Below are 26,251 nucleotides of genomic sequence, written 5' to 3'. Positions count from 1 at the left end.
GTGTCAACTATGACGACCTCGCTCACCGACGTGGCAACGTCCAATGTCACGCTGCGAAGCTTCCTGCACGGCCTGCCCGGTGTCGACCGCGTGGGCGCCGACCAGCGCGCCGCGATGCTCGGCACCCGATCCATCAAGACCACCGCCAAGGCCCGGGCCATCGACCTCGCCATCGGCATGGTGGACCTGACGACCCTCGAAGGTGCCGACACCCCGGGTAAGGTCCGCGCGATGTGCGCCAAGGCCGTCCACCCCGACCCGGCCGACCCCTCCGTGCCCAGGGTGGCCGCGGTGTGCGTCTACCCCGACATGGTCGCCGGGGCCGCGGCGGCCGTGAAGGGCTCCGGCGTCAAGGTGGCCAGTGTCGCGACCGCCTTCCCCAGCGGGCGCTCCTCGCTCGACGTCAAGATCGCCGACACCACCTTCGCGGTGGCGGCCGGGGCCGACGAGATCGACATGGTCATCGACCGGGGCGCGTTCCTCTCCGGCGACTACCTCAAGGTCTACGAGGAGATCGTCGCGATCAAGGCAGCGTGCGGCGACGCCCACCTGAAGGTGATCCTGGAGACCGGCGAGCTGTCCACGTACGACAACGTGCGCCGCGCGTCCTGGCTGGCCATGCTGGCCGGGGGCGACTTCATCAAGACCTCCACCGGGAAGGTGCAGCCCGCCGCGACCGTTCCGGTGACGCTGGTCATGCTGGAGGCGGTCCGCGACTTCCTCGCCGTGACCGGCCGCAAGGTCGGGGTGAAGCCCGCGGGCGGCATCAAGACCACCAAGGACGCGATCAAGATGCTCGTCCTGGTCAACGAGACCGTCGGCGACGGCTGGCTCGACCCCGACTGGTTCCGGCTCGGCGCCTCCAGCGTCCTCAACGACCTGCTGATGCAGCGCCAGAAGATGGCCACCGGCAGGTACGCGGGTCCCGACTACTTCACCCTCGACTAAGGCGTTCACATGTTTGAGTACGCACCGGCGCCCGAGTCGCGTGACGTCGTCGACATCAGGCCGTCCTACGGCCTGTTCATCGGTGGCGAGTGGGTCGACTCCCAGGGTGAGAACCGCAACAAGACCGTCAACCCGGCCTCCGAGGAGGTCCTGGCGGAGGTCGCCTGGGCCACCGAGGCCGACGTCGACCGGGCGGTCCAGGCCGCCCGCAAGGCGTTCGGCGTCTGGTCGGCGCTGCCCGGCTCGGAGCGGGCCAAGTACCTGTTCCGGATCGCGCGCATCATCCAGGAGCGCTCGCGCGAGCTGGCCGTGCTGGAGTCCCTGGACAACGGCAAGCCGATCCGCGAGTCCCGCGACGTGGACCTGCCCCTGGTGGCGGCCCACTTCTTCTACTACGCCGGCTGGGCCGACAAGCTCGGTTACGCCGGGTACGGCCCCGCGCCGCGCCCGCTCGGGGTGGCCGGCCAGGTCATCCCGTGGAACTTCCCGCTTCTCATGCTCGCGTGGAAGATCGCACCCGCACTGGCCTGCGGCAACACGGTCGTCCTCAAGCCCGCGGAGACCACCCCGCTCACCGCGCTGCTGTTCGCGGAGATCTGCGCGCAGGCCGACCTGCCGCCCGGCGTGGTCAACATCGTGACCGGCGCGGGCGAGACCGGCGCCGCCCTGGTGAACCACCCCGACGTGAACAAGGTGGCCTTCACCGGCTCCACCGAAGTCGGCCGCCAGATCGCGAGATCGGTCGCCGGCACCGGCAAGAAGGTCACCCTGGAGCTCGGCGGCAAGGCCGCGAACATCGTCTTCGAGGACGCCGCGCTCGACCAGGCCGTCGAGGGCATCGTCAACGGGATCTTCTTCAACCAGGGCCACGTCTGCTGCGCGGGCTCCCGGCTGCTGGTGCAGGAGTCGATCGAGACGGAGCTGCTCGACGCGCTGAAGCGGCGGCTCGGCACCCTCCGGCTGGGCGACCCGCTGGACAAGAACACCGACATCGGCGCGATCAACTCCGCGGCCCAGCTCGCCAAGATCCGCGAGCTGTCCGACCTCGGGGAGGCGGAGGGCGCCGAGCGCTGGTCCCCGGCCTGCTCGCTGCCCGACAAGGGCTTCTGGTTCCCGCCGACCATCTTCACCGGCGTCGCCCAGTCGCACCGGATCGCCCGCGAGGAGGTCTTCGGCCCGGTCCTGTCCGTGCTCACCTTCCGCACCCCGGCCGAGGCGGTGGAGAAGGCCAACAACACCCCGTTCGGCCTGTCGGCGGGCGTGTGGACGGAGAAGGGCTCGCGCATCCTGTGGATGGCGGACAAGCTCCGCGCCGGTGTCGTCTGGGCCAACACCTTCAACCGGTTCGACCCCACCTCACCGTTCGGCGGCTACAAGGAGTCCGGGTACGGGCGAGAGGGCGGACGGCACGGGCTGGAGGCGTATCTCGATGTGTGAGCATCACAGGGCCAAACGCCGCCCCCGTCGTGCCCAGAGCACCCGGGGCCACGGCTTCGCCCGCGCCGGACGGCCGGTGCTGCGGGGCTGGTTCGCCCACCGGTGCGGCGTGAGCCGCTGCGGTCAGATCTTCGTGCCGGCCCGGCTGGCGCAGCAGGAGAGCTCGTGGAGAGGGCTGGGAAATGAGTAAGGCGGAGCGGCCGAGCCGATCACGGGCGGGCAAGCAGGCGAGTGCCCCGGCGGGAGACGGTACGGGCGAGGGCGGAGAGGACCCCGCGAGCCCCGGGTCCGCGCGGCTCGCCGTGCGCAAGACGTACAAGCTGTACATCGGCGGGGCGTTCCCGCGCTCCGAGAGCGGAAGGTCCTACGCCGTGGCCTCCTCCAGGGGCGACTTCCTCGCCAACGCGTCCCGGGCCTCCCGCAAGGACGCCCGCGACGCGGTGACGGCCGCGCGCAAGGCCTTCGGCGGCTGGTCGGGCGCCACCGCGTACAACCGGGGGCAGGTCCTCTACCGCGTCGCCGAGATGCTGGAGGGCCGCCGGGCCCAGTTCACCGCCGAGCTGGCGGAGGCCGGGACGAGGAAGGCCGGGGAGGTCGTGGACGCGGCCGTCGACCGGCTGGTCTGGTACGCCGGGTGGTCCGACAAGATCGCGGCCGTCGCCGGGGCCACCAACCCGGTCGCCGGGCCCTATTTCAACATCTCCACGCCGGAGCCGACCGGCGTGGTCGCGGTGGTCGCCCCCGACGAGCCGCTGCTGGGGCTCGTCTCGGTGATCGCCCCGGTGATCGTCACGGGCAACACCTGCGTCGTGGTCGCGAGCGAGCGCGCCCCGCTGCCCTCGATCACCCTGGCCGAGGTGCTCGCCACCTCCGACCTGCCCGGCGGGGTGGTGAACATCCTCACCGGCTCGGCCGCCGAGATCGCCCCCTGGCTCGCCGCGCACATGGACGTCAACGCCCTCGACCTCACCGGGGTCACCGACGAGGGCCTGGCGGTCGCGTGCGAGGAGGCGGCGGCGGAGAACCTCAAGAGGGTCTTCCGTCCCGCCGCCGCGACCGACTGGTCCGCCGACCCCGGCACCAGGCGCCTGACGGCCTTCCTGGAGACCAAGACCGTCTGGCACCCTACCGGCGTCTGACCTCCCTCGGCTCCGGCCCGCCGGGCCTCGTTCGTTGGGTCCGCCAGGTCAGGTGGGCCCGGTGGGCCCGGCGGTCAGGTGAGCGGGGCGTGGCGGGGCCAGGGGCGGGCGGTCTCCAGCTGACCGGCCAGGGCGAGGAGCTGTGCCTCGCCGCCCGGGGCCGCGACGAGCTGGACCCCGATCGGCGTGCCGTTGGAATGCCTTCCGTACGGGATGTTCATGGCCGGCCAGCCGGCCATGTTCCACGCCGCGGTGGCGGGCGCGTACGACAGGTTGACGCGGACGTTGGCCAGCAGCCCCCGGCGGCCCCAGCGTTCGGCGGGCGGCGGCACGGCGGCGAGCGTCGGGGTGACGAGCACGTCGGCGTTCCCGAACCACTGGTCGGCGCCGTACGCGCGCCAGCGGTCGCGGCCCGTCGCGCCGTCCGCCCCGAACCTGGCGAGCAGCCGGCCCATCCTCGCCAGGGATCTGGTGCGCCGCTCCAGCCGGCGCGGGTCGAGGCCCTCGGCGTCGCCCCTGGCGCACGCGAACCAGGTGGCCACGGCGGCGGCACCGGTCCGGAAGGGCATCCGCTCGGTGTGGTCCACCACGGTGTGCCCCGCCGCGCCCAGGACCTCCGCCGCCCCGGTCACCGCCCGCTGGAACTCGGCGTCCACCGAGAACCCCGGCGGCAGCGGCATCGGCGCGACCGCGATCCGCAGCCTCAGCGGCTCCGACAGGGTGAGCCCGCCCGGGTAGTCGTCGATGGCGCTGCCCACGCCGAGGGCCTCGCTCTCGCCGGGCGTCGCCAGGGCCATGTCGTCCGCCATGACGGCGAGGGCGAGGGCGAGGTCGGCGACGGTGGTGGCCAGCGGCCCGTTCTCCGCCATCGCGTACCAGTCGTGCTCGGGCGGCGGGACCAGCCCCTGCCCCGGCTTGATCGAGACCAGGCCGCAGCAGGCGGCGGGGATGCGCAGCGAGCCCAGCCCGTCGGCGCCGTGGGCCAGCGGGACCATCCCCGCGGCCACGGCCGCCGCGCTCCCGCCCGAGGAGCCGCCGGCGGTGCTGCCCGGGTCCCACGGATTGCGCGTGACGCCGTACACGCTGTCGGAGAACCCGGCCAGGCACAGCTCCGGCACGTTGGTGATGCCGACGACCACCGCGCCCGCCGCCCTCAGCCTCGCGACCACGGGATGATCGTCGTCCGCGGGCACGTCGGGCGTCGCCGCCGAACCGTCGCGCGACGTCTCACCCCGGACCGCGACATTGTCCTTGATCGCGACCGGCACCCCGGCGAGCGGCAACCCGGCCAGGTCCCCCCGCTCCTGCAGGGCCCGCGCCTCGGCCAGCGCCCGCTCGGCGAGGACCACGCGGAACGCCCCGATCCGCCCGTCGCGCTCGGCGATGGCGGCGAGATGCTCGGCGACCACCACGGGTGCCGTGACCTTCCCCCGTCGCACGGCATCCGCGATCTCCACTGCGGAACTTCCCACCCACGACATGCACCGAGTGTGGTCTGGCGAGTGCGTGAGGGGAAGCGTCCCACGTCTCAATCAGATGACTTGTCCGGCTCGTTGACGTTATTTCATCCGGCGTATCCGGCGCTCCCGGGTCCCGGGCCGCCGGGGTCGGCGGCGGGGGCCGGTACGGCGGGTGGCGGTGGCCTCCTGGGTGGGGTCAGCGGCGGGGGTTGGTACGGCGGGTGGCGGTGGCCGACAGGGGATCGTCGGGCCAGGGATGCCGGGGATAGCGCCCGCGGAGCTCGGCGCGGACCGCGCGGTAGCCCTCGCGCCAGAAGGAGGCCAGGTCGGCGGTGACGGCGGCCGGGCGGCCCGCGGGGGAGAGCAGGTGGATCACGAGCGGGACCCCCGCGACGCGCGGGGCCTCGGCCCAGCCGAACAGCTCCTGCAGCTTGGCCGCCAGCACCGGCCGCTCGCCCGAGTAGTCGATCCTGACCCGCGACCCGCTCGGCACCTCGACCCGCTCCGGGGCCACCTCCGCCAGCCGGGCGTTCCACGGGACCAGGCGGTGCAGCGCGGAGACCACGTCGAGGCGCTCCAGGTCCGACCGGCGGCGGGCTCGCGACAGCTCGGGCTCCAGCCAGCGGTCGGCCGCGCCGACCAGCGCGTCGTCGTCCGTCGCGGGCCACGGGTCGCCGAGCGTGCGGCGGCAGAAGGCCAGCCGCTCGCGCAGGGCCACGGCCTCTGGCGTCCAGCGCAGGATCGACAGGCCCTCCACGCGCAGGCCCTCCAGGACGGCGGGCCGCACGTCGGCGCCGCGGAGCGCGCCGCTGGACAGCTCGATGGCGCCCAGCCGCTCCACCCGGCGCGCCGACACGTCGCCGCGCCGCTCTCCCGGCGGCGTGTGCCAGGTGATCTCCTCGTCGGAGCCGTACAGGGAGGCCGCGGCGAGCCTGGCGATCTCCTCGTCGATCACCACCGCCTGCCTGATCCTGGCGGACGCCGCTCCGGTGGGCCGGTCGGCGACCGCGACGGCGAGCCACTCCGCCGTCCCCAGCCGCGACCCGCGCGGCAGCTCCGCGGCCGTTCCCGAGGCCATCAGGTACGAGCCGCCGCGCCGTCGCGCCACCCGTTCCGGGTAGGCCAGCGCCACGACCATGCCGGCCACGGCGTCGTCGCCGTCTCCTGTTCGGACGGCGTCCGCCGGCTTCCCGCCGGAACGGCGAGCGGTGCCGGGTACGGCCCGCGCCAGGCGTCCCGCCTCCTGACGCCAGCGGGCGGAGAAGCCGTCGCCGCCCTGGCGGGCGGAGCGCCAGACCGCCACCAGGTCGTCGCCCGCGTCCCGGGGCAGCTGCTCCGACAGCAGCGCCACGACCTCGGCGGCCCGGGAACCCGCGTCCGTGGCGGTGGCGGTACCGGCCGTACCGGCGTCGATCAGGGCCCGTGCCAGGCGCGGATGGACCCCGACCCCGGCCATCCGCCGTCCCCGGTCGGTCACCCGGCCCGGGGGAAGGTCCGGCGCGTGTCCCGGCGAACGCTCCGGCGCGCCCGGTGGCCGCGAGGCGCCGGGGGAGTCCAGGGCGCCCAGGGCGTACAGGGTGCGGCGGGCGGCGTCCATCGCGGCGGGCGGCGGCGCGTCGAGCAGGGCCAGGCCGGTGGCGGCGGGATCACCCCAGCAGGCCACCTGGAGGGCGAAGCCGGTCAGGTCGGCGAGCGCGATCTCGGGGCGCGCGTGCTCGGGCAGCCGGTCGTGCTCGGCCCGCGACCAGCACCGGTAGACCACGCCCGGCGCCTCGCGGCCCGCCCGCCCCGCCCGCTGGGTGGCCGAGGCCCTGGACGCGCGGACGGTGGTGAGCGAACCGAGACCGCGGGCGTGGTCGGTGCGAGGCTCCCTGGCCAGGCCGGAGTCGACCACGATCCGCACGCCCGGCACGGTCAGGCTCGACTCGGCGACCGAGGTGGCGAGCACCACCCTCCTCCCGTCGCCCGGGGACAGGACCGCGTCCTGGACGCGGGCCGGAGCCTGGCCGTGCACCTGGAGGACCTCGACGCCGGAGAGCATCGCGGCCACCCGGCCGATCTCGCCGACGCCCGGCAGGAAGCAGAGCACGTCCCCCTCGTGCTCGGCCAGCGCGCGCCGTACGACACCGGCGACGTGGGCGAGGAACACCGGGTCCACCCGCATGCCGTGGGGCGGGGCGACGGTCCCGGTGGGCGGGGCCCAGACGGGCGTGACCGGGTGCATGGTGCCGGAGGCGTGCACGATCGGCGCGGGTCCGCCCGAGGCGTCGTCGGAACCGTCGGTGTCGCCGGGGTCGTCGGGCGGTACGCCGGAGCCGCCGGGCGCCGGGGGGCCGCCGGGGGAGCCGAGGAGGCGGGCCCAGGGGGCGGCGTCGGCGGTGGCGGAGGTGGCGAGGATCCGCAGGTCGGGGCGGAGCGCGGCGCGGACGTCGAGGAGGAACGCCAGCGCGGTGTCGGCGTCCAGGTGGCGCTCGTGGCACTCGTCGAGCAGGACCGTGTCGACGCCTTCGAGCTCGGGGTCGCGCTGGAGCCGCTGCAGGAGGACCCCCGTCGTGACGACCTCGACGACCGTCCTCGGACCGACCCTGCGCTCGCCGCGTATCGAGAACCCGACCTCCGCCCCCACCTCGGACTCCAGCAGCCACGCCATCCGCCTCGCCGCCGCCCGTACCGCCATCCGCCTCGGCTCGGCCACGATCACCCGCCTGGGCGTAGAGCCGTCGAGGAGCCCGGCCAGCGCGAGCGGGACGAGCGTGGTCTTGCCGGTGCCCGGAGGCGCGGTGAGCACGGCGACGCCCCGCCCGTCGAGTGCCGCGAGCAACTCGGGCAGGGCATGACGTACGGGCAGGCCGGACCAGTCGGAACGCACCCGTCCAGTGTCCCCGAGTCCGGTACCGGGTGAGACGCGGCCCCGGACGGCCGATTCCGGGCCTCGTCCCGTTATAGGAGCTTCACAGAAAAGCCGTCACGTCTGAGGGGGCAACCCTGGTGTGTCCGGCCGGACAGCCGGAGCTCTCATTCCTCTGTCAGCACGTCGGCGATCTCGTCGGCAAGCGTCGGGTTGGTGGCCGCGATGAACGTCTGGCGCCGGTCCATCGCCTCGGCGATATCGCCCAAGGTGTCGAGCCGGTAGTTCAGTGAGATGGGCTTGCCTCGGAGGTCGATGACGGTCCCGCCGACCGCGCTGAGGATGTAGTGGCCTGGGGCCAGGTCCCATATCGCGAAGCCCTTTGAGAACTCGATCGTCGCGTCCGTGAACCCGGCGGCGACATGGCACAAGCTGATGGAGCCGAAGTCCACACCGATACGGCCAAGGCTGTTCCCGTTGTCGGCGGGCTGGTTCAGTTTCTCGATCAGGCGGTTCTGCTGGGCCAGTGCCTGGAAGCGGTCGGGCTTCATCAGGAAGTTGGTGATGAGGGCTTCCCGTACGGGCACGGCCTGCCTCGGCCGGAGGGGGTGAGTGGCGCCGTTCTGCTCACGCAGGAACGCGTGATCCTGGCCGGCCTCGTCGCGGGCCGCGGTGTAGATCTGGAGGTGGTGGAAGATGTCGCCCACCACAGCCGCGATCGGGCGTGCGAGGCTTCGCGAGTAGACCATGACGTGCGTGTAGCCGTAGAGGGAACGTACAGCCATCTCGCTCGTGTCCAGCGGATCTACGAGGACGCACAGGTCGGGGTCAGGGTCGTCGCCTATGACCTGTGGGTCGGCCTCTTCGCTGGCGTAGACGAAGGACGGGAAGATCTCTGAGAGCAGCTCCCGATAGCGGTCATGGAGGAGCAGGTCGTAGTCGGACAGGAAGTTGTCGGTGTGCCGGGCATTCGTGCGGTCGGCATGCTTGCCCGAGAGGGCAGCGCCGATGAGCTGGGGGCGAATCTCACTGATCAGCGTGGATACCAGGGTTGTGAGATCTTCGGCGACGCTCGGAAGCTGGGCCTCGGGCACTGCATGTACCTCCGTTGTCAGCGTAACTCCAGGGGTGGTTCAATCCCCGGAGGGGACATCGTCGCAGCAATGAACACCGCCTTGAAGGCAGCGGCTCGCATGATGCCAGCGCCTGTCAGGTCATCGAAGCTGGCCACTTCGAGGTTCCGCTCCTTCGTCATGGCGCCGAAGACGGCGAAGTAGATTTCTGCGCCAGGGTAACGCTGGCGAATCTCGCCGGTGATGAATCCAACGACATCCGCGTGCTTGACCTCGAAGTCGCACAGAACGATCGTTGGAGCTTCTGGCAGGTCCGGGTACGTCGAGGACCGATCGAGGGTGATGAAGTCCCGGCTCTTGTTGCACCTGAGGTATCCAATGGGGCACCGCCCGAACTGGGCAGATGCCAGGAAGGTTGCCATGACCAGGCCCGCTTCGTTGATCCCGAAGCAGGCATCCACGTCCACGCGGCGCCCAACGTTCTTGATCTGCTGGATAAGTCGTTCGAGCCCGTGGCCGAACGATGCCCACGTCAGGTTCAGCAGTTGGCCTGGTCGGGGGTTGGGAAGGGAGTACAGGCAGATTTCCGGATTGCCGAACTCGACAGTGGGAGCAGTCAGGCTGAAGTCTGGGCCGATGGGGTTGTCGGAAGTGTCGACCATCTGACGCCCCACCGCGAACGGGCGCCGTTCCGGGACTGGCCGTAGCTCGGGTGGCTCTGGGAACGAGTTGGCCGCGGTGAAGCTTTTCAGTGAAAGCTGGTCTTCGGGTGCGAGGCGCTCATACGCTTCAGCGACCAGATCGCCGGGGGAAATGTCCTCACTTGCGACTCCTAGGGGGCCGCTGCTGTATGCGGTGGCGAGAATCAGCAGGCTTGAGAATGACGGAGGCGATCCAGCTCCACCGCGAGCACGCGCCCATGTCTCCCAAGCGTTGATGGAGGTGCCGCCCAGGCTGGTTTGGTGCCCGGTTACCTCGTTGTACCGAACGGCGGCTTGATCCTGCGAGAGGCCACAGGCATAGCGATGTGCCTGGAGACTGGGTATGTCGGGATGCCGATTCATTAGCTCGACGGCGGCCCCTTTGACCGAACCTATCTCCTGAAATAACTCTCGACCCATACGTGCCAGTTCACGTCCTCGCGCTTGAGGACTTTCCTTGCCTCGGCTCTGGGTAGGCATTATTCGCCGCCTCCTCGGTTTCGGCGCCACGTTACCCATCTCAATGGGCAGGTGACACGGATTAGAGGAAAGAGCAGGTCAGCGCCGCCCTGATATCTGAGCGATTGTGGGCTCCGTCGCAGGTGTGGGGGGAACGGGGCAACTCCTAGCCTCAGAGTCATGATCCCTGTACAGACAGCAACAGAGGCCGGCGCAGAGGAGCGCACCCATCCTGAGGTAAGTGACCTTGTCGCCGAGGCGCATGACAAGGCGCTCGTCGTCGTACGGCAGCTACTGAAGATGAAGGGTGTCCACCACACCTACGTCGTTCACACGATTGCCCTGAAACTGGGAGTGGACAACAAGCCGTGGCCCACGGGACAGCGAACGCGGCGCGCCCCCGAGCTTGTCGCTCACAGCCGTGAGGGCTGGGAGGTCGCGACCGTGACCGTGGGGACCCGCTCCGGCTGTTACGTGGTTTCCCTGCCTGCGGTGGGCGTCACGGCCCAGCTGGTGAACGCTGACCAGCCGCACGCGGTAGTGGATCTGATTCTCGCGGCGCTTCCAAAAGAGGCGACGTGATGCTGGAGATAGAGCAGTTCGACGTCACAGAGAACCCGGACGGCACTTTCGAGGCGCGGCGCAAGGGCAGCCCCGAGAGCGCCCCTGCCGACGTGACCGAACCGACGTTCCGAGACCTTGAGCTGGGATGCATGGCCGCGCGGATCAGGTGGTCGATCTGGCTGGCTGGGAGGCCGCGGTGACCGGCGCCGCGCCGACACAGCTTCGCGCCCCGGCCGTCGTCGCCCACGAAGGCGAAGCCCTACCGCAGCATGTCATCTTCGTGAATCACCCCACCGGGCCACGACTGCGGCATGCTCAGCCTCGCCCAGGCGACTTGGGCTATGGGGTCCTGCGGGCTCGCCAGAAGACGAACCGGCGGGGCCGACCCATTTTCCCCAAGGTCCACACCCGCCGTCAGTGGCAGTACATCGACCTTGGACTCTGCCAGATATGCAGCAGGCCGGCACTCGATCAGAAATCCGGGCGATGGTCATGGCTGCTCTCCGACGACGGCAAGTCAGCGGATCAGGGATACACCAACGCCCCGCCCACCTGCCGGGACTGCATCCCCGAGGCGATCGAGCAGTGCCCCCACCTTCGCAAGGCCGCGGCCATCTACACCGTGGGCGGCTACGAGCCTTACGGCGTCCTGGCGAACCTGTACATGCCCTTCGGAGAGCTGGCTCTCCCCCTGGCGGAAGGGGTCGAGTTGACGCTGTCCGACAGCCGCCTCGGGCGGGCTCTGGCCACCCAGCTCCTTGTGCGCCTTCACGACCTCCAGGTCGCCATATGATCCTCGAAGCGTTCAGAAGAGGCGTCGACGCCATCACCGTGACCATCCTGCTCGGCATCACGGCCATCGTCGTGGAGTCGTTCGTGCGGGACTGGCGCAACGGGTGGCGGCCGTGGCACTGGGATTCCTGGAACTCCTAGAACTCCCCGGTAGGGCCAACCTTCCCAGGACGGTCTACACCCTGCATCGACCGTGCCCTACCGGGGGCACACCCCCCTGGTTGCAGGTGACCCCCACGTCACCATCCCTCTATGCCAACAGGCGATGGGAGGGAGCAACCAGGGGCCTTAACGACCCCAACCCCCAGGGACTACAGGAGGATCCTGTGCCGTTTCCCACCGACGCCGCCCTACTCGACCTGCGTAGCCATGGCCGAATCGGCGTACTGACCGGCGGCGTCTCCCGCGAGCGCGAGCGCTCGCTCCTGTCGGGCAGGACCGTTCACGCATCGCTGGTCCGGCAAGGCTTCTTCGCCGTCCAGATCGACACCTCCACGCCCGACTTCGTCAAATCCCTGCGCGGGGTGGATGTAGCGTTCCTCGCCATCGCCGGGCAGTACGCCGAGGATGGCAAACTGCAAGGCCTGCTGGAGCACCGGAGCATCCCCTACACCGGATCGGGTGTGCTGGCCAGCGCTCTGGCGATGCACAAGCCCGCCGCCAAGACGATGGTGGCCGCGCACGGTGTGAACGTCCTGCCCGGTAGCTCCATCGACCCCGGCCGGCCCGCTGAGCTGTCCGCCAAGAAGCTGATGGAATCCCTGCACCTGCCGATCATGCTCAAACCGGTGTCGGAGGGCGGCTCCATCGACATGCGCGTCGCCCGCGCCGAGGAGGACCTTACCCAGCTGATCGAGGAGCTGCGGGCCGGCGGGCAGGCCTTGTTCGCCGAGCGCTACTGCCCCGGCCGCTCCGTTACCGCAGGAGTGCTCCAAGACGGCGACGAATTGCGGGTGCTTCCGGTGCTGGAGACGCGGACAACCGGCGAATGGTACGACCACGCGACCAAGAACAACCCTGAGCTGTTCTCCAACCACTGCCCGGCCGACTTGCCCGCGAGCACGACCTCGCTGATCGGTGAATGGGCGAAGGACGCGCACCGCGCGTTGGGCTGCTCCGGCTACTCGCGCAGTGACTTCGTCGTCACCGGCATCAATGAGGTGTTCTGGCTGGAGACCAACACCCTGCCGGGCCTGTCGGGCAAGGGGAACATGGCCACCATGGCCACGGCCGCCGGGCTGGAATACGACGGCCTGATCACCCACATCCTGTCCAGCGCCCTGACCAAGCAGGGCTACCAGCCCTGAGGAGGTGAACCACATGATCGGCATCGACGACGTCCGCGCGGCCACGGCCCGCCTGACCGCCCTCACCAGCACTCCCCTGCTGTCCATGCCCACGCTGGACCAGCTGTGCGCCGCCCCGGTGGTGTGCAAGGCCGAGAACCTCCAGCGGACCGGCTCGTTCAAAGTTCGCGGGGCGCTGAACCACGTGCTGAGCCTGTCGCCTGAGGAGCTGGCGTCCGGCGTGATCGGAGCCTCCTCGGGAAACCACGCCCAGGCGCTCGCCTTCGCTGCCCAGCAGGCCGGTACTCGTGCGGTCGTGGTGGTGCCCGCCGACGCGCCAGAGATCAAGGTAGCCGCCGCTCGCGCCCTCGGGGCAGAGGTGATCTTCTATACACGCGGCCACGGAGACCGTGACGTCGTGGTGGCCGAGCTGGCCCACCGACGGGACCTGACGATCATTCCGACGATCCGGCAGCCGCTCACGATCGCGGACGGACTCGCGCACACCACCCCGGCCCCGATCCCGTTCGACATCAACCGCACGCTGCTGGATCGGGTGATCACCGTTACCGATGCGCAGATCATCGAAGCGATGGCTCTCTGCTTCACACATCTGAAAGTTGTGGTCGAACCCAGCGGCGCGTGCGCGCTGGCGGCGGTCACCTGCGGGCAGATCACCAGCGCCTCCGGCAAGATAGGTGTGGTCTTGTCCGGGGGGAACATCGCCTGGGCGACGTTCCGGGCGCTGATCGGCCGCACTGACGCAAGGGGAAACGATGGGTTGCCTGACCTGCGGGCCGACGACGGCCGTCAACCCCGAGCAGACGCTTCATGACGACGTCGGGGTCTACACCCAGTACATGACGCCCGATCTCATCGAGGCGATCGCCTACCGGGGCGCCGACTCCGCCGACGATCCACGCTGGGCGGAGTCGGGCGCCGCTACCCGCGAGGAGTACGGCCGGTGGGCTCAGCACTGCTGCGGGATGGCCGGCCTCCAGATGGTCCTCGACCATCGCGACGGTCATGCGCCGCCGATGCTGGAGTTGCTGCGCGGGGTGCTGCCCTACGGTGGCTACGTCGAAGACGACCAGGGCCGGATCAAGGGCCTGTACTACCAGCCGTTCGCCGACTACGTCCGCGCTGAGCACGGCCTGGACGCGACTGTCCACCCGCACCTGACCATGCGGGAGATCCCCGGCCTGCTGGCGGCCGGATACTTGGTGATGGCTTCCGTTCACAAGGAGATCCGCCGCCCTGACCGGCCCGCGCCCGGCCAGGGCGGACACCTGGTCCTGCTCACCGGCCACGACCACGGGCTGATCCACCTGCGTAATCCCTCCGGCCACACGCCCGGCGCTCGCCAGGCCAGCCTGCCCGTCAACGTGTTCGAAACGTTCTTCGGTGGCCGTGGTATCGCCTTGCGCGCGTGCTAGAACAAGCCATGGGAATCAAGGTATTGATCTCGGTGGACATGGAGGGCATCGCCGGGATCGTTCATCCTGCGGAAACCACTCCAGAGCGCTACGACTACGAGCGCGGCCGGAGGCTGATGACCGCTGAAGCCAACGCCGTGGTGGCGGGGGTGATCGACGCCGAGCCCTCGGCCGAGGTGCTGGTGGCCGACTCCCACGGCCCCTACCGCAACATCTTGCCCGAAGACCTCGACCGGCGAGCCCGGCTGATCCGTGGCAAACCTCGCGAAATGGGCATGCTGGCGGGCTTGGAAGCAGGTGCCCAGGTAGCGATGTTCGTGGGGTACCACGCCCGCGCGGGTGCCAGCGGCGCCGTGCTCGCTCACACCATCACCGATGCCATCCTCGACGTCCGCATCAACGGCGCCTCGCACGGCGAGATCGGGATCAACACCCTGCTGGCGGGTTCATACGGCGTACCCGTCGTGCTGGCCAGCGGAGACGAGGCCGCATGCGACGAGTTCAGCGCGCTGGCGCCCCGGGCCGTCACCGTGCCGGTCAAACGAGGCCTCGGCCAGCACGCGGCCGACACCCTTCACCCGCAGGAGGTGCAGGACCGCCTGCGGCAAGGCGCCGGCCAGGCGATGCGACTCCATGCCGACGATCCGCCAGCCCTGGTTTCTCGGCCGCCGCAGGTCGAGGTCGATCTACATCAGCCACGCTCGGCAGACTTTTCCGCCCTCATTCCCGGCGTCACCAGAAGCGGGCGCACCGTCTTCTTCACCGCCGAGACCATGACGGCCGCCTACGGCATGCTCCAGCTCATCGCCCTGCTCACACAGATCGGACCGTGAGCGGGAGCGGCGGCCAACGGTGACCGGGGGACATGCCGGGGGTTCGCGCCTGCGGGGGTGTTCGTCGTGCTGGGTGGGGGAATGATCCTTCCGTGATCGGTCTGACCGCTATGTTCCTCACCGCTGTGACCGCCTATCAACATGCCGCCCGGCTGCGGGCGGACAACCGGCAGCCTCCCGCCGGAGCCGGAGCCGGAGCCGGGCGCGCTTCGGGGAGTGATGTCTCGCGGCGGTCGCCGAGGGGGTCCGCGGGGCCGCCCGCGGAGAGCGTCCGTGGAGCCCGTGGAGGTCAGGAGACCGGGAAGACAGGGAAAGCCGGGAAAGTTCGTGAGGTCCGGGAACGGGGAGCGCCGCCCGCGCCCGTGTGATCCATAACGCGGGGGCGAAGAGTGTGTCTCGGGAACATGTCAAATGGGTTACGACAGTTTTAACGTGCGCTGGTAAGGGCCGGTGATACAGGTCACAGGGCCACAAAGGAGCACGTCATGGCCGCATCCCTTCCCGCGGGTCTACTCCGCATCCTCCTCACCCTGTCGCTCGGGCTGCTCGGACTACTCGGCGCGGCGACCGCGACGACCTCTCCCGCGCGAGCCGCGTCGCTCGTCCAGGTCGGCTCGTTCGGCAGCAACCCCGGCAACCTCACCATGTTCAGCTACCGTCCCGACGGGTCGACCGCCGGGCGCCCGCTGGTCGTCCTGCTGCACGGCTGCACGCAGAACGCGAGCGGCTACTTCGCCAACTCGGGCTGGCGCAAGTACGCCGACCAGTCGGGATTCACCCTCGTCCTGGCACAGACCGGCAGCGCGAACAACTCGTCGAGCTGCTTCAACTGGTTCCAGACCGGCGACACCACCCGCGGCCAGGGCGAGGCCGCCTCGATCCGCGCCATGGTCGCCTACGCCGTCTCCAACTACGGGACCGACCCCGCGCGCGTCTACGTCTCCGGCCTGTCGGCGGGCGGGGCCATGTCGGCCGTCATGCTCGCCACGTACCCGGACGTCTTCGCGGGCGGCTCGATCGGGGCGGGGCTCGCGTACCGGTGCGCGGCCAGCCTGACCCAGGCCTCCACCTGCCAGTACGGCCCGGTCAGCAAGACCCCGCAGCAGTGGGGCGACCTGGTGCGCGGCGCCCACTCCGGCTACTCGGGACCTTACCCGCGCGTCGCGATCTGGCAGGGTTCGTCCGACTACACCGTCGTCCCCGCCAACGCCGCCCAGCTGCGCGACCAGTGGACGAACGTGCGGGGCGTCTCGCAGAGCCCCACCTCCACGCGGAGTCTCACCGGCGGCACCTCGCTGAAGGTGTACGGGAGCGACGCGGTGCGCGTGTACGAGATCGCGGGCATGGGACACGGCCTGCCGATCGATCCCGGTGGCGCCGCCGACCAGTGCGGCAGCGCGGCGGCGTACTTCCTCGACACCATCTGCTCGGCCTACCACGACGCGCAGTTCTTCGGCCTGACCGGCGGGACGGGACCGCCCCCGACCACCACGCCGACCCCGACGCCCACCCCGACTCCGACGGTGCCGCAGACCTGCGTCAGGGCGAGCAACTACGCCCACACCACCGCGGGACGGGCCTACCAGTCGGGCGGCTACACCTACGCCAACGGGTCCAACAACGCGATGGGCCTGTGGAACACCCTCATCACGCACGGCCTCAAGCAGACCGGCCCCAACCACTGGGTCCTCGCCGACAGCCAGTGCTAGAACGCCCTCGGACGGCGGGAACCTGAACGCGACCGGCCGGCCGGCGGATCGACCGGCCGGCCGGACGCGCTTCGCGGGCCCGGACCTCCTCGCGTCTCAGCTGGGCTTCTCCTTGAGCTTGCCCAGCGGGCCGGTCTCGGTGCCGAGGGCCGGGCTCGCCGCGACCGGCCCCCGCGCCGGCCGGCCGGATTCGCGGTGGCCGAGGCGGTTCCCGGCGCGACGGCCGAGGTGGCGGTCGAGATCCCTGGACGGGCATACGAGAGCCGGACCGGCCGGGGCCGGCGCCGGATCCCCGGCGACCACGTGATCGAGGTGTCGCACTCCCCGGACGACACCCGGCTCGTGATCGGCTGGATCCCGGTGTCTCGACGGGCGCGGGCCCCGGCTGGGCCCGCACCCGCTTGTCCTGGGCCGGTTCAAGCCGTCCGGGGTCGTCCGGGGGCGTCCAGGCCGTCTACGCCGAGGGGTCGAGGACCCCGAAGCTCACCAGGGCGATGATGACGATCCCGAGGGCGATCCGGTAGATCACGAAGCCGGTGAACCGGTGGGTGCTGATGTACTTCAGGAACCACGAGACCGCCAGGTAGCCCACGATGAACGAGATCACGGTGGCCAGAATCGTGGGCCCCCACTCGGGCGCCTTCCCCTCACCGATCTTGAACAGCTGCAGGAAGCCCGCGCCCAGCACGGCCGGGATGGCGAGCAGGAAGGAGTACTTGGCGGCCTCCTCGCGGCGGTAGTCCAGCAGCAGCCCGGCGCTGATGGTGCCGCCGGAGCGGGACACGCCGGGGATGAGGGCGAGCGACTGGGCGAAGCCGTAGATCAGGGCGTGGGTGAAGCTGAGGTGCCGTTCCAGGGTGAGCCTGTTGCGGGCGGTGTGGTCGGCGAACCACAGGACCAGGCCGAAGACGATCAGCGTCGTGCCGATCAGGCGCAGGTCGCGGAAGGCGTTGTCGATGGAGTCCTCGAAGAGCAGGCCGAGCACCACGATCGGGATGGTGCCGACGATGACGTACCAGCCCATCCGGGCGGCGTGGTGGGCGCGGAGGGCGGGGGTCCACAGGGACCGCGTCCAGGTGGAGATGATCTCCCAGATCTCCCTGCGGAAGTAGATCACCACCGCGGCCTCGGTGCCGAGCTGGATGACCGCGGTGAACGCGGCCCCCGGATCCTGCCAGCCGAAGAACGCCGACACGACCCTGATGTGGGCACTGGAGGAGATCGGCAGGAACTCCGTCAATCCCTGAATCAGTCCGAGGACCACCGCTTCGAACCAGCCCATCACATGAGCACCTTCCGTACCAGCGCGTGCGTAACCTACGCGAGGCTAGCGGAGCGGCGGGGTGACTGTGACCCGGCCGTTCGGCCGATGCCGACCGCGCTCCGTTCGTGACCGGCCGTGAACCGGACCCGCCCGCCGGACGACGGTCGTCGCCGGAGCGCCGAGGCGGGCCTTCGGCCGGACGAACCCGGGGACGAACGCGCCGGTCCCGCACCCGGCCACGAGCACCACCTTTGCTCTGCCGCGCCCTGCCGCATCGTACGGCGTCGGCGAAGGTGGCATATTCCTGGGTGCGGCCCGGGACGACGATCGGAGAGCTGGAAATGACGGACAAGACGATCGCGGACTTCTGGTTCGACCCCTCCTGCCCGTACACCTGGATCACCTCCCGGTGGCTGGTGGAGGTGGAGCGGGTACGGCCCGTCGAGGTGCGCTGGCACGTGATGAGCCTGTCGGTGCTCAACGAGGGCCGCGACGAGGATCCCGAGGGCGACACGGAGGGATACCTGTGGGTGCCCGTGCGCGTCTGCGCGGCCGTGCGGCAGGAGTACGGCCAGAAGGCGCTCGGGAGGCTCTACACCGCGATGTGGACCGTCGGGCGCGCCCGCGGGGAGGACTGGGCCGGTTCCCTGCACGACTCCCTGGTCGCCGCCGGCCTGCCGCCGGAGCTGGCCGGGGCCGGGGCGTCGACGGCCTACGACGAGGCGGTGCGCGCCTCGCACGCGGAGGGCATCGGCCTGATCGGCGAGCACGTCGGCACCCCGGTGGTCGCCGCCACCGGGCCCGCCACCGGTGGCGAGCGCGTGGTGTTCTTCGGCCCGGTGATCTCCCGGGTTCCGGTGGGCGAGGGGGCGGGCCGCCTGTGGGACGGGACGCTGCTGGTGGCCGCGACCCCGGGGTTCCACGAGCTCAAGGGCGCCCCGCACGAGGAGCCCCGGCTCGACGACCCGAGCTGACGGACCCGGGGCCCGCGAGCGGGCCTCCTGAGAGGGGCCTTCCGAGAGGCCTTCCACGAGAGGCTTTCCGTGAGCGGGCCTTCTGAGATGAGCCTTCTGAGAAAGATCTTCCGCGAGAAGCCTTCCGCGAGCGGGCCTTCTGAGAGGAACCCCTCAGAGAGGGGTTCCTCTCAGAGCGGTCTTTCCGCGAGGGGGTGCGACCCGCGTGGCGGGCCGTCCGGACAGGAGTCCGGACGGCCCGTGGAGGGGAAGGCGCGGGCCGCACCCGGTCTCGCTTACCGCCGCCGGGTCACCGTCCCGCTCACTGGCGGGTCAGCTTGACGTCGTCGACCCCGGCCTCGACCAGGGAGGCGCCCGAGGCGTCACCGGCCTCGATCAGGATGCGGACGCTCTGCCCCGCGAAGGCGGAGACGTCGACGTTGGCCGCGCCCCAGGCACCGTTGCGGTTGGAGGCCGCGCCGAGCTGCTGGAACACCTGGGTGGTGGTGGAGCCGACGACCTTCACCCGCAGGAAGTCGGCGCTGGAGGCGTTGGTACCGTGCGCCAGGTACCAGGAGAACGCCAGCTTGAGCGTTCCCGTCGACGGCAGGGTGACCGCCGGGGACCGGACGCTGGTGATGCCTCCGTCGAGGTCGTAGTCGCCCGCCGCCGCGCCCGCGAGCCTGCCGGTGACCAGGTCGTTGGTGCCGCTGACGGTGGTGCCGAGCTGCTTGGCGCCGCTGGAGGTGGTGGCCTCGGGGTCGCCGCGCTCCCACAGGCCGAGCGTGGCGGTGTCGGTGCCGGACGGGTTGACCGTCCAGCCGGTCGCGGTCTCGAAGGTGTCCTGCCAGACGACCGTCGGAGGTACGGCGGTCGCGGTCGTCCACACCGCGTAGGCGATGGCGTCGGCGTTGCGGTTCAGCGCGGTGTCGCTGATGTTGGACGTGGTGTCGCACGCCCGGTGGTAGCAGGGGTCGAACGCCTGCCCCGACGTACCGCCCCAGAGGGTGGCCTGGGCGCTGGTCTTGACGCCCTCGGCACCGGTGAAGGTGCCTCCGGCCGGGATGCCGACGGCGATGAACGGCCCGTAGTCGGAGCGGCCGTCGAAGTCGGTGCCCCGGGTGGCCACGCCGATCGAGGTGAAGTACGCCTGGAGCGTCGACTCCAGCTGCGCCGAACCGGCCGGGCCGGGGCCCGAGCCGACGCCGTCGGAGTTGTCGCCGTCGTAGACGAAGTAACCGGCGTTGGGCGAGCCGACCATGTCGAAGTTGTAGTAGCCCTTGATCTTGGCCCGCTCGGTGGACGAGAGGCTGTTCACGTAGGCCTGCGAGCCGCGCAGGCCCAGCTCCTCGGCGCCCCACCAGGCGAAGCGGAGGTGCTTGGTGGGTGCCAGCGACTGGCGGGAGACCTCAAGGGCGGTCTCCAGGATGGCGGCGCTGCCGGAGCCGTTGTCGTTGATGCCCGGTCCCGCGGTCACACTGTCGAGGTGCGAGCCGACCATGAGGATGTCGTTCGGGTCGCCGCCCGGCCAGTCGGCGATGACGTTGTAGCCGGTCGCGCCGTTGTAGGTGAACGACTGCAGGGAGGTGGTGAACCCCGCGCCGTCCAGCAGGCCCTTGACGTAGTTGGCCGAGGCCAGGTAGCCGGGGCGGCCGTGGGCGCGGTTGCCGCCGTTGGCGGTCGCGATGGACTGGAGCTGGGTGAGGTGTGCCTTCACGGCGGTCAGCGAGATGTCCGGTGGGGCGGCTGCCGACGCCGATGGTGCGGTGAACGCCAACGGGATGGCCAGGATCGCCGCCATGCCCATGGTCCACATACTGCGCATCATGCTCCTCGGGTCTGAGGGTGTGTGGGTCCCCCGAGCGGCGCGCACCCATGCCGGGTGCGCGCCGTACAGCGTGGTGGTGCGCTTGCGGAGCGGTCCCCTAGCGGGCGGCACCCTCAGGTGCCGCGCTCTTCGCCGCGGACTTGGCGAGTGCCGCGTTGCGGTCGGGGATGCCGGTCAGGTCATAGGCGAAGTACGCGGTGGCGTAGCCGATGGCCTTGGAGTTGCGCTCCAGCGCGGCGGCGTTGATGTTGGCGATGCCGTCGCAGGCGGAGTGGTAGCAGGGGTCGTAGGCGAGGCCGGCGGTCCCGCCGAACTTGGCGGCCTGCTCGGCGGTCTTGACGCCCTCGGCGCCGGTGAAGATGCCACCGGCCGGGATGCCGTTGGCGATGAACGGCCCGTAGTCGGAGCGGCCGTCGAAGTCGGTGCCCTCGAACGAGAGGTTGCGCTTGGTGTAGAACGCCTCAAGGCGCTTCTCGATCTCGGGGGAACCGGCCGGGCCCGCGGGGGCGCCCTCGGCGTCGGAGTCGTCACCGTCGTACAGGAAGGTGGCGTCGTTCGGCGAGGCGATCATGTCGAAGTTCAGGTAGAGCCTGATCTTGTCCTTCTCGGACTGCGACAGGCCCGCGACGTACTGCTCGGAGCCGAGCAGGCCGAGCTCCTCGGCACCCCACCAGGCGAAGCGCACCTTGTACTTGGTCGGCACGTAGGCCAGCTTCAGCGCGGTCTCCAGGGTGGCGGCGCTGCCGGAGCCGTTGTCGTTGATGCCCGGTCCCTCGGGCACGCCGTCCAGGTGGGCGCCGACCGCCACGATCTCGCCGGACTTGCCCCAGCGGGAGTCGGCGATCAGGTTCTTGGTACGGCCGACCTCGGTCTCGGCGTCGACCTTCAGGCGGACGGTGGTGTTCGGGCTGTCGGCCAGGTCGAGGCCGACAGCCGTGCTCGCCATCACGATGGGGAAGCCGAAGCGCCACTCGATGATGTCGAAGACGAGCGGGTCGGTACGGCCGGGCTGGCCCTCGTTGAAGAAGATCACGCCCGCCGCGCCGGCCGCCTTGGCGTTGGTGGCCTTGTCGACGAACGGGCAGGTGCCGCGCTGGATCAGCGCGATCCGGCCGGGGACGAACCCGGCGAAGTCGGAGGTCTCGCAGCCCGCCGTCGAGGTGTTCGGGGTCGGCGCGGGCGGGATGACGGGGTCGACGACCTGAATCTGCGCGGTGACGTCGCCTCCGCTGGAGGAGATCACGGTCACGAAGTCGGCCGGGTTGGCGTAGGTCTTCGCCTCGGGGGCCGTCTGCTGCAGGACGGAGGGGCTCGCCTCCTCCCAGCCCAGCGGGAACTCGACGTCGGTCGTGGAGGTCTTGTATCCGGCCTTGCGCAGCTTGTCCTGCACGTAGGCCAGGGAGGCGTCGTAACCGGGCGAGCCCGCGGCACGGTTACCGCCGTTGGCGGTCGCGATCTGCTGGAACTTGTCCAGGTGCTTCTTGACGTTGCTTCCCTTGATCTGCGTCGCGAACACGTTGGCGAGGACGTCGGTGACGCCGGGGGACGTGGTGGTCGCGGTGGTCGCACTCGCCGGGACGGTGAAGGCGAGAGGGAGAGCGATGGCCGTGACCAGGGTGGCGGCCTTGACCATGCTGCGTCGTAACCTCAGGCGCATAGCGCTCCTCGGGGTGGAACGGAGGGGGATCCCCTATTACGTACATGGCGGAACGTACCGTGATCAACTGGTTTCGCCTAGATGCGTCGGCGCTCAGATTCAAGAAAAGTTACCAAGCCGACCCTGACAGGGTTTTCTCAGGGTCGGCTCGGGAACGGTTCGGTTCCGGTCGTTCGTTTGAAGAGACGAAGAACACCGATTCGGGGAGAGGCATCGTGCACCGTTCGAGAAACCACAAGATAATCGCCGGGGTCTGCGGCGGGATCGCGGAGACCCTCAACATGCCGCCCACCCTCGTCCGGGTGTTCTGGCTGTTGCTCTCGCTCATCCCCGGCCCCCTGTGGGTCGCCTACGTGCTCATGTGGATCTTCGTCCCCAAGGCGCCGGCGGTCCGTTACTGAGGTCGCGGGGCGCCCGCAGGCCTACTGGTCCTCAGGGCGCCCGCAGGCCACCACCGAGCCCCCGGGCGCCCGCAGGCCGCCGATGAAAATAGGCTGGGGGCATGAGGCGACGCCCACTGTCCCTGGTCCAGGACGACCTGGTCGACTACGAGAAGGCGATGGAGCGGATGACCGACCTGGTCGGTCGGCGGCAGCGCGACGAGCGCTCCGACACGCTCTGGTTGCTCAGCCACCCGCAGGTCTACACCGTGGGCAGGCGAACCCCTGAGCGGCACCTGCCCGACCCCGCTCACGGCATTCCCGTCGTGAGCACGGGTCGCGGCGGGCAGCTCACCTACCACGGCCCCGGCCAGCTTGTCGGATACCTGGTCGTCAAGCTCGGCGAGGACGAGGGGATCGTCGACTACGTCCGCGAGGTCGAGCTGAGGCTCGTCGCCGCGCTCGGCGCGCTGGGCGTCCAGGCCGAGCGCCGCGACACCCCGCCGGGCTCGGAGCTGCTGACCGGGGTGTGGACGGCCGGGACGGGACGCAAGATCGTCTCGATCGGCATGCGGCAGAGCCGAGGTGTCACCAGTCACGGGTTCGCCCTCAACGTCGACGGCGACCTCACCCCGTGGGGCTGGGCGGTGGCCTGCGGCATGCCCGACGTCGACATGACCTCCATGGGGCGCGAGGCCCCCGCCGCCGCGGCGATGGACCGGGTCCGCGCGGCGGTGGCGGAGGCCTTCGAGGCGAGCTGACCGGCTCTCCGGGGATCTTCGAGCGGGCCCGCGTTCGCGCGGACCGGCTCTCGGGGGTACGCGTTCACGCGGGCCGGTTTTTCGGGGGTACGCGTTCGCGCGGGCCGGTTTTTCGGGGGTACGGGTTCTGGCGGTGACCGGCCCGGTCTCGGGGAGCGGGCCGGTCACCTCGTGCTCTCGGGGCGGAGGTCAGCCGATCGGCTCCTTGCCGGCTGGATCGGCCGTGCCCGCCGGGTCGAACGCCTCGGCCATGTCGACCGTGCGGCGCGGGCCGGTGAACCAGTGCCTGGCCGACAGCGTCCACCACAGGCCCACGGCCAGCACCATCACGCCGACCACGATCGGCGCGTAGTTGACCGCGGTCCAGGTGAAGTCGTCGCTGAACGGCACGGCGGCCGGGACCAGCGGCATGATGAAGTAGATCGAGACGACGAAGATCTCGACGATGGCGATCCAGCACATGACCTTGTACTTCGACCCCAGCGTCCAGGGCCCCGGCTGGAACCGGTCGCCCATCCGCAGCCGGAGCCAGATCGGGATCGCGAAGGCGATGTAGAGGCCGATGACCGCCACCGACACGACCGCGTAGAAGGCGAGCGGCAGACCGCCGGGGGCCTCGTACAACGCGGGCAGGGTGAGGATCAGCGCGGCCGTGCAGCCGAAGACGATCGCGTTGACGGGGGTCCGGTTGCGGTCCACCCTCGACCACAGGCGCCAGCCGGGGATGGCTCCGTCCCGGGAGAAGGCGTAGGTCATCCGGGACATCGAGGTCACGCAGCTCATCCCGCAGAAGAACTGGCCGATGGTGGAGATCGCGAAGATCGCCGTGGCCAGGTTGCCGGGGAGCGCGCTGTCGAAGATGGCGCCGACGAAGCCGCCCGCCTCGTTGACCGCGTCCACGTCGGTGGCCGCGAACAGGAAGGCGAGCAGCAGGACCCAGCCGCCGATCGCCGAGTAGAAGATCGACTGCCACAACCCCCTGGCGGCGGCGGTGGAGGCGCCCTGGGTCTCCTCGGACACGTGCGCGCACGCGTCGAACCCGGTGATCGTGTACTGGGTCAGCAGGAAGCCGAGCGGCAGCACGTAGAACCAGTACGACGAGTCGGAGAAGCCGGAGTTGTTGATCGTCTCGGTGAAGACGAACGACATCGACTGGTGCGAGTCGGGGCCGAAGACCAGGATCAGCACGACCACCGCCGCGCCGAACACGTGCCACCACACCGAGACGTTCTGCAGCGTCGCGATGAGCCGGTGGCTGAAGATGTTGATCAGGGCGTGCAGGACGAGGATGACCGCGAACAGGATGAACGCGTTGGTCAGGCTGGGGTCCCAGCCGGGGAAGAACCGGTTGAGGGTGATGTTCAGGAAGGTCGCGCAGCCGTAGTCGACCGAGGCCGTCACGGCGATCAGGCCGATGAGGTTGAACCACCCGGTGAACCAGCCGTGGATCGGCTTGCCCATCTTGGCGGCCCACCAGTAGATGCCGCCCGCGGTCGGATAGGCCGAGACCAGTTCCGACATGCACAGCCCGATGATCAGAATGAAGATCGAGATCAGCGGCCACCCCCACGCGATGGCGACGGGGCCACCGTTGTTCCAGGCCTGGCCGAACGTGGTGAAGCAGCCGGCCAGGATGGAGATGATCGAGAAGGAGATGGCGAAGTTGGAGAAGCCGCTCCAGGTTCTGGAGAGCTCCTGCTTGTATCCGAGTTCGGCGAGGCGCTTCGCGTCCTCGTCGACCGCGTCGACAGATGTTGGCTTGGTCACTCAAGCCTCCTTGCGTGGTGGTGCGGGGGGTGGGGAGATCCGGGGCTCGCGCCCCGGACGTCGTCGACGAGCCGTCCGAACCCCGGGTCGTCCAGGTCCCGTACGGCTTGCGAGAACTTGTCGGCCGCCTCCGCCTCGTAGTCGAAGTCGGCGTCGGCCGCCCGCTCCTTGAGCAGCCCGTGGTGCACGGCGAACCAGAGCGTCCAGGTCAGGTTGGACATGATCAGGTTGAGCCGGACCCTGGCGGTGAGCCGCCGGTCGTCGGTGCCGAAGTAGGCGCGGGCCAGCCGGACGGTGAGGTCCGGGTCGTAGTCCGCCTCGGCCGCGATGTCGCCCAGCTCGAAGGCCGGGTCGTTGTTCCCGGAGAGCTGGTAGTCGACGATCCTGACCTCGGTGCCGCAGCGGATGAAGTTCTCCGGCAGCAGGTCGTTGTGGCACGGCACCGTGGGCAGCGGATCGGCGGCGAGCGCCCGTTCGATCTCCGCCGCCGCGGGAAGACGGTCCTCGTAGCCGTCGGGTGTGCCCAGTTCGTGGGTACGGCAGAGGGCGAGGAACTCGTCGAGCTTGCGGAAGATGGAGAAGTCGTTGACGAACCTGGGCCCGGCGTGCAGCCGCCGGCAGGCCGCCGCGATGGGGCCGGGAATCGTCCGTACGGTGTGGGCGTCCAGGGTGACGCCGTCGAGATACTCCAGGACCAGCGCGCCCGGCAGCCGGTGCAGCACCCTGGGCCCGACCCCCGCGTCCGCCGCGTGGACCGTGTTGGCGATCTCCTGGTCGAGCGGTATGCCCAGTCCGGCCTCCGAGACCCGGGGGTCCAGCACGCGCAGCAGCCATCGCCGCCCGTCGGCCGTGGTGAGACGGGAGATCCGGTGGCTGAGCCCACCCTTGATCAGAGTCTCGGTCACGGGCTGGTCGGCCCATTTACGGACGTCCGCTAGAGGATCTGGCATGCCGCC

At 70.2% G+C, this 26,251-nt stretch carries 24 protein-coding genes; 14 read left to right on the top strand and 10 right to left on the bottom strand.

The genetic code is table 11. The features are described 5' to 3' along the window. The first annotated feature begins 9 nt into the window (after positions 1 to 9). The 3 genes from deoC to ACSC1Q_RS10290 all read left to right on the top strand — a co-directional run bounded on the left by deoC (position 10) and on the right by ACSC1Q_RS10290 (position 3,524). The gene (deoC, locus tag ACSC1Q_RS10300) at positions 10 to 948 is read left to right on the top strand and encodes a deoxyribose-phosphate aldolase (protein ID WP_436758441.1); all 939 of its coding nucleotides are present in this window, start codon (positions 10 to 12) and stop codon (positions 946 to 948) included. Positions 949 to 957: 9 nt separating this feature from the next. Further along, positions 958 to 2,385, top strand: coding sequence for an aldehyde dehydrogenase family protein (locus ACSC1Q_RS10295; RefSeq protein WP_436758440.1), 1,428 nt, complete (start codon positions 958 to 960; stop codon positions 2,383 to 2,385). A gap of 182 nt (positions 2,386 to 2,567) precedes the next feature. Continuing rightward, positions 2,568 to 3,524 carry an aldehyde dehydrogenase family protein gene (locus tag ACSC1Q_RS10290; RefSeq protein WP_436758439.1) on the top strand — a complete coding sequence of 319 codons (957 nt, stop codon included), beginning with the start codon at positions 2,568 to 2,570 and terminating at the stop codon, positions 3,522 to 3,524. Positions 3,525 to 3,598: 74 nt separating this feature from the next. Here ACSC1Q_RS10290 and ACSC1Q_RS10285 read toward each other — a convergent pair whose 3' ends face one another. The 4 genes from ACSC1Q_RS10285 to ACSC1Q_RS10270 all read right to left on the bottom strand — a co-directional run bounded on the left by ACSC1Q_RS10285 (position 3,599) and on the right by ACSC1Q_RS10270 (position 10,086). After that, positions 3,599 to 4,963, bottom strand: coding sequence for an amidase (locus ACSC1Q_RS10285; RefSeq protein WP_436758438.1), 1,365 nt, complete (start codon positions 4,961 to 4,963; stop codon positions 3,599 to 3,601). A gap of 217 nt (positions 4,964 to 5,180) precedes the next feature. Beyond that, entirely contained in the window at positions 5,181 to 7,853 is a 2,673-nt protein-coding gene (locus ACSC1Q_RS10280) for an ATP-dependent RNA helicase (RefSeq protein WP_436758437.1), read from the bottom strand. Positions 7,854 to 7,999: 146 nt separating this feature from the next. Further along, a complete protein-coding gene (locus tag ACSC1Q_RS10275) occupies positions 8,000 to 8,926 on the bottom strand; it encodes an inositol monophosphatase family protein (protein WP_436758436.1) in 927 nt (308 codons plus the stop codon). A 17-nt stretch (positions 8,927 to 8,943) separates the two neighbouring features. Continuing rightward, the gene (locus tag ACSC1Q_RS10270; RefSeq protein WP_436758435.1) at positions 8,944 to 10,086 is read right to left on the bottom strand and encodes a hypothetical protein; all 1,143 of its coding nucleotides are present in this window, start codon (positions 10,084 to 10,086) and stop codon (positions 8,944 to 8,946) included. 159 nt (positions 10,087 to 10,245) lie between these two features. On the opposite strand from ACSC1Q_RS10270, the gene ACSC1Q_RS10265 reads away from it, so the two are divergent. The 8 genes from ACSC1Q_RS10265 to ACSC1Q_RS10230 all read left to right on the top strand — a co-directional run bounded on the left by ACSC1Q_RS10265 (position 10,246) and on the right by ACSC1Q_RS10230 (position 16,685). Then, positions 10,246 to 10,647, top strand: coding sequence for a hypothetical protein (locus tag ACSC1Q_RS10265; protein WP_436758434.1), 402 nt, complete (start codon positions 10,246 to 10,248; stop codon positions 10,645 to 10,647). A gap of 127 nt (positions 10,648 to 10,774) precedes the next feature. Then, a complete protein-coding gene (locus ACSC1Q_RS10260) occupies positions 10,775 to 11,422 on the top strand; it encodes a hypothetical protein (RefSeq protein WP_436758433.1) in 648 nt (215 codons plus the stop codon). Continuing rightward, positions 11,419 to 11,562: a hypothetical protein gene (locus tag ACSC1Q_RS10255; RefSeq protein ID WP_436758432.1), complete on the top strand. Its 144-nt coding sequence runs from the start codon at positions 11,419 to 11,421 to the stop codon at positions 11,560 to 11,562. The genes ACSC1Q_RS10260 and ACSC1Q_RS10255 overlap by 4 nt, the downstream gene beginning before the upstream one ends. 185 nt (positions 11,563 to 11,747) lie before the next feature. Then, positions 11,748 to 12,728 carry a D-alanine--D-alanine ligase family protein gene (locus tag ACSC1Q_RS10250; RefSeq protein ID WP_436758431.1) on the top strand — a complete coding sequence of 327 codons (981 nt, stop codon included), beginning with the start codon at positions 11,748 to 11,750 and terminating at the stop codon, positions 12,726 to 12,728. A gap of 13 nt (positions 12,729 to 12,741) precedes the next feature. After that, on the top strand, positions 12,742 to 13,542 hold the full coding sequence (locus tag ACSC1Q_RS10245; RefSeq protein WP_436758430.1) for a threonine ammonia-lyase: 801 nt from the start codon (positions 12,742 to 12,744) through the stop codon (positions 13,540 to 13,542). After that, positions 13,484 to 14,143 (top strand): cysteine peptidase family C39 domain-containing protein, encoded by a 660-nt coding sequence (locus ACSC1Q_RS10240; protein ID WP_436758429.1) that lies wholly within the window; start codon positions 13,484 to 13,486, stop codon positions 14,141 to 14,143. Before ACSC1Q_RS10245 ends, ACSC1Q_RS10240 begins: the two co-directional genes overlap by 59 nt. Before the next feature lie 8 nt (positions 14,144 to 14,151). Next, positions 14,152 to 14,976 (top strand): M55 family metallopeptidase, encoded by an 825-nt coding sequence (locus tag ACSC1Q_RS10235; RefSeq protein ID WP_436758428.1) that lies wholly within the window; start codon positions 14,152 to 14,154, stop codon positions 14,974 to 14,976. Positions 14,977 to 15,461: 485 nt separating this feature from the next. Then, positions 15,462 to 16,685 carry an extracellular catalytic domain type 1 short-chain-length polyhydroxyalkanoate depolymerase gene (locus ACSC1Q_RS10230; RefSeq protein ID WP_436758427.1) on the top strand — a complete coding sequence of 408 codons (1,224 nt, stop codon included), beginning with the start codon at positions 15,462 to 15,464 and terminating at the stop codon, positions 16,683 to 16,685. A gap of 96 nt (positions 16,686 to 16,781) precedes the next feature. Here ACSC1Q_RS10230 and ACSC1Q_RS10225 read toward each other — a convergent pair whose 3' ends face one another. Together ACSC1Q_RS10225 and ACSC1Q_RS10220 are read right to left on the bottom strand one after the other, a co-directional pair. Beyond that, positions 16,782 to 17,006 carry a hypothetical protein gene (locus ACSC1Q_RS10225; RefSeq protein WP_436758426.1) on the bottom strand — a complete coding sequence of 75 codons (225 nt, stop codon included), beginning with the start codon at positions 17,004 to 17,006 and terminating at the stop codon, positions 16,782 to 16,784. 133 nt (positions 17,007 to 17,139) lie between these two features. After that, positions 17,140 to 17,967, bottom strand: coding sequence for an undecaprenyl-diphosphate phosphatase (locus ACSC1Q_RS10220; protein WP_436758425.1), 828 nt, complete (start codon positions 17,965 to 17,967; stop codon positions 17,140 to 17,142). Between the two features lie 323 nt (positions 17,968 to 18,290). On the opposite strand from ACSC1Q_RS10220, the gene ACSC1Q_RS10215 reads away from it, so the two are divergent. Then, positions 18,291 to 18,923, top strand: coding sequence for a mycothiol-dependent nitroreductase Rv2466c family protein (locus tag ACSC1Q_RS10215; RefSeq protein ID WP_436758424.1), 633 nt, complete (start codon positions 18,291 to 18,293; stop codon positions 18,921 to 18,923). A 301-nt stretch (positions 18,924 to 19,224) separates the two neighbouring features. Here ACSC1Q_RS10215 and ACSC1Q_RS10210 read toward each other — a convergent pair whose 3' ends face one another. Continuing rightward, positions 19,225 to 20,727, bottom strand: coding sequence for a M28 family metallopeptidase (locus ACSC1Q_RS10210; RefSeq protein WP_436758423.1), 1,503 nt, complete (start codon positions 20,725 to 20,727; stop codon positions 19,225 to 19,227). Positions 20,728 to 20,827: 100 nt separating this feature from the next. Then, positions 20,828 to 22,387 (bottom strand): M28 family metallopeptidase, encoded by a 1,560-nt coding sequence (locus ACSC1Q_RS10205; RefSeq protein ID WP_436758422.1) that lies wholly within the window; start codon positions 22,385 to 22,387, stop codon positions 20,828 to 20,830. A 215-nt stretch (positions 22,388 to 22,602) separates the two neighbouring features. Between ACSC1Q_RS10205 and ACSC1Q_RS10200 the strand changes: the two genes are divergently transcribed. Beyond that, complete coding sequence (locus tag ACSC1Q_RS10200; RefSeq protein WP_344743060.1) at positions 22,603 to 22,788, top strand: PspC domain-containing protein; 186 nt, start codon at positions 22,603 to 22,605, stop codon at positions 22,786 to 22,788. A gap of 101 nt (positions 22,789 to 22,889) precedes the next feature. Beyond that, complete coding sequence (gene lipB, locus ACSC1Q_RS10195; protein ID WP_436758421.1) at positions 22,890 to 23,528, top strand: lipoyl(octanoyl) transferase LipB; 639 nt, start codon at positions 22,890 to 22,892, stop codon at positions 23,526 to 23,528. Positions 23,529 to 23,717: 189 nt separating this feature from the next. On the opposite strand, the gene ACSC1Q_RS10190 is transcribed toward lipB, so the two are convergent. Beyond that, positions 23,718 to 25,295, bottom strand: a complete 1,578-nt coding sequence (locus ACSC1Q_RS10190) for an amino acid permease (RefSeq protein ID WP_436758420.1) — start codon at positions 25,293 to 25,295, stop codon at positions 23,718 to 23,720. Continuing rightward, the gene (locus ACSC1Q_RS10185) at positions 25,292 to 26,245 is read right to left on the bottom strand and encodes a phosphotransferase (RefSeq protein ID WP_436758419.1); all 954 of its coding nucleotides are present in this window, start codon (positions 26,243 to 26,245) and stop codon (positions 25,292 to 25,294) included. Before ACSC1Q_RS10185 ends, ACSC1Q_RS10190 begins: the two co-directional genes overlap by 4 nt. Between the last annotated feature and the right edge of the window lie 6 nt (positions 26,246 to 26,251).

It is taken from the genome of Streptosporangium heterodermiicola (assembly GCF_051390675.1).
Classification (GTDB): Bacteria; Actinomycetota; Actinomycetes; order Streptosporangiales; family Streptosporangiaceae; genus Streptosporangium.
The sequence above is the reverse complement of the archived record's forward strand: the minus strand, read 5'-3'. Positions and strand labels throughout refer to the sequence as shown.

Excerpts from the sequence above, each read along its gene's own strand:
- deoC (WP_436758441.1), top strand. The coding sequence starts at position 10 with ATGACGACCTCGCTCACCGACGTGGCAACGTCCAATGTCACGCTGCGA.
- ACSC1Q_RS10295 (WP_436758440.1), top strand. The coding sequence starts at position 958 with ATGTTTGAGTACGCACCGGCGCCCGAGTCGCGTGACGTCGTCGACATC.
- ACSC1Q_RS10290 (WP_436758439.1), top strand. The coding sequence starts at position 2,568 with ATGAGTAAGGCGGAGCGGCCGAGCCGATCACGGGCGGGCAAGCAGGCG.
- ACSC1Q_RS10270 (WP_436758435.1), bottom strand. The coding sequence starts at position 10,086 with ATGCCTACCCAGAGCCGAGGCAAGGAAAGTCCTCAAGCGCGAGGACGT.
- ACSC1Q_RS10265 (WP_436758434.1), top strand. The coding sequence starts at position 10,246 with ATGATCCCTGTACAGACAGCAACAGAGGCCGGCGCAGAGGAGCGCACC.
- ACSC1Q_RS10260 (WP_436758433.1), top strand. The coding sequence starts at position 10,775 with ATGCATGGCCGCGCGGATCAGGTGGTCGATCTGGCTGGCTGGGAGGCC.
- ACSC1Q_RS10255 (WP_436758432.1), top strand. The coding sequence starts at position 11,419 with ATGATCCTCGAAGCGTTCAGAAGAGGCGTCGACGCCATCACCGTGACC.
- ACSC1Q_RS10245 (WP_436758430.1), top strand. The coding sequence starts at position 12,742 with ATGATCGGCATCGACGACGTCCGCGCGGCCACGGCCCGCCTGACCGCC.
- ACSC1Q_RS10240 (WP_436758429.1), top strand. The coding sequence starts at position 13,484 with ATGGGTTGCCTGACCTGCGGGCCGACGACGGCCGTCAACCCCGAGCAG.
- ACSC1Q_RS10235 (WP_436758428.1), top strand. The coding sequence starts at position 14,152 with ATGGGAATCAAGGTATTGATCTCGGTGGACATGGAGGGCATCGCCGGG.
- ACSC1Q_RS10230 (WP_436758427.1), top strand. The coding sequence starts at position 15,462 with ATGGCCGCATCCCTTCCCGCGGGTCTACTCCGCATCCTCCTCACCCTG.
- ACSC1Q_RS10220 (WP_436758425.1), bottom strand. The coding sequence starts at position 17,967 with ATGGGCTGGTTCGAAGCGGTGGTCCTCGGACTGATTCAGGGATTGACG.
- ACSC1Q_RS10215 (WP_436758424.1), top strand. The coding sequence starts at position 18,291 with ATGACGGACAAGACGATCGCGGACTTCTGGTTCGACCCCTCCTGCCCG.
- ACSC1Q_RS10210 (WP_436758423.1), bottom strand. The coding sequence starts at position 20,727 with ATGCGCAGTATGTGGACCATGGGCATGGCGGCGATCCTGGCCATCCCG.
- ACSC1Q_RS10205 (WP_436758422.1), bottom strand. The coding sequence starts at position 22,387 with ATGCGCCTGAGGTTACGACGCAGCATGGTCAAGGCCGCCACCCTGGTC.
- lipB (WP_436758421.1), top strand. The coding sequence starts at position 22,890 with ATGAGGCGACGCCCACTGTCCCTGGTCCAGGACGACCTGGTCGACTAC.
- ACSC1Q_RS10185 (WP_436758419.1), bottom strand. The coding sequence starts at position 26,245 with ATGCCAGATCCTCTAGCGGACGTCCGTAAATGGGCCGACCAGCCCGTG.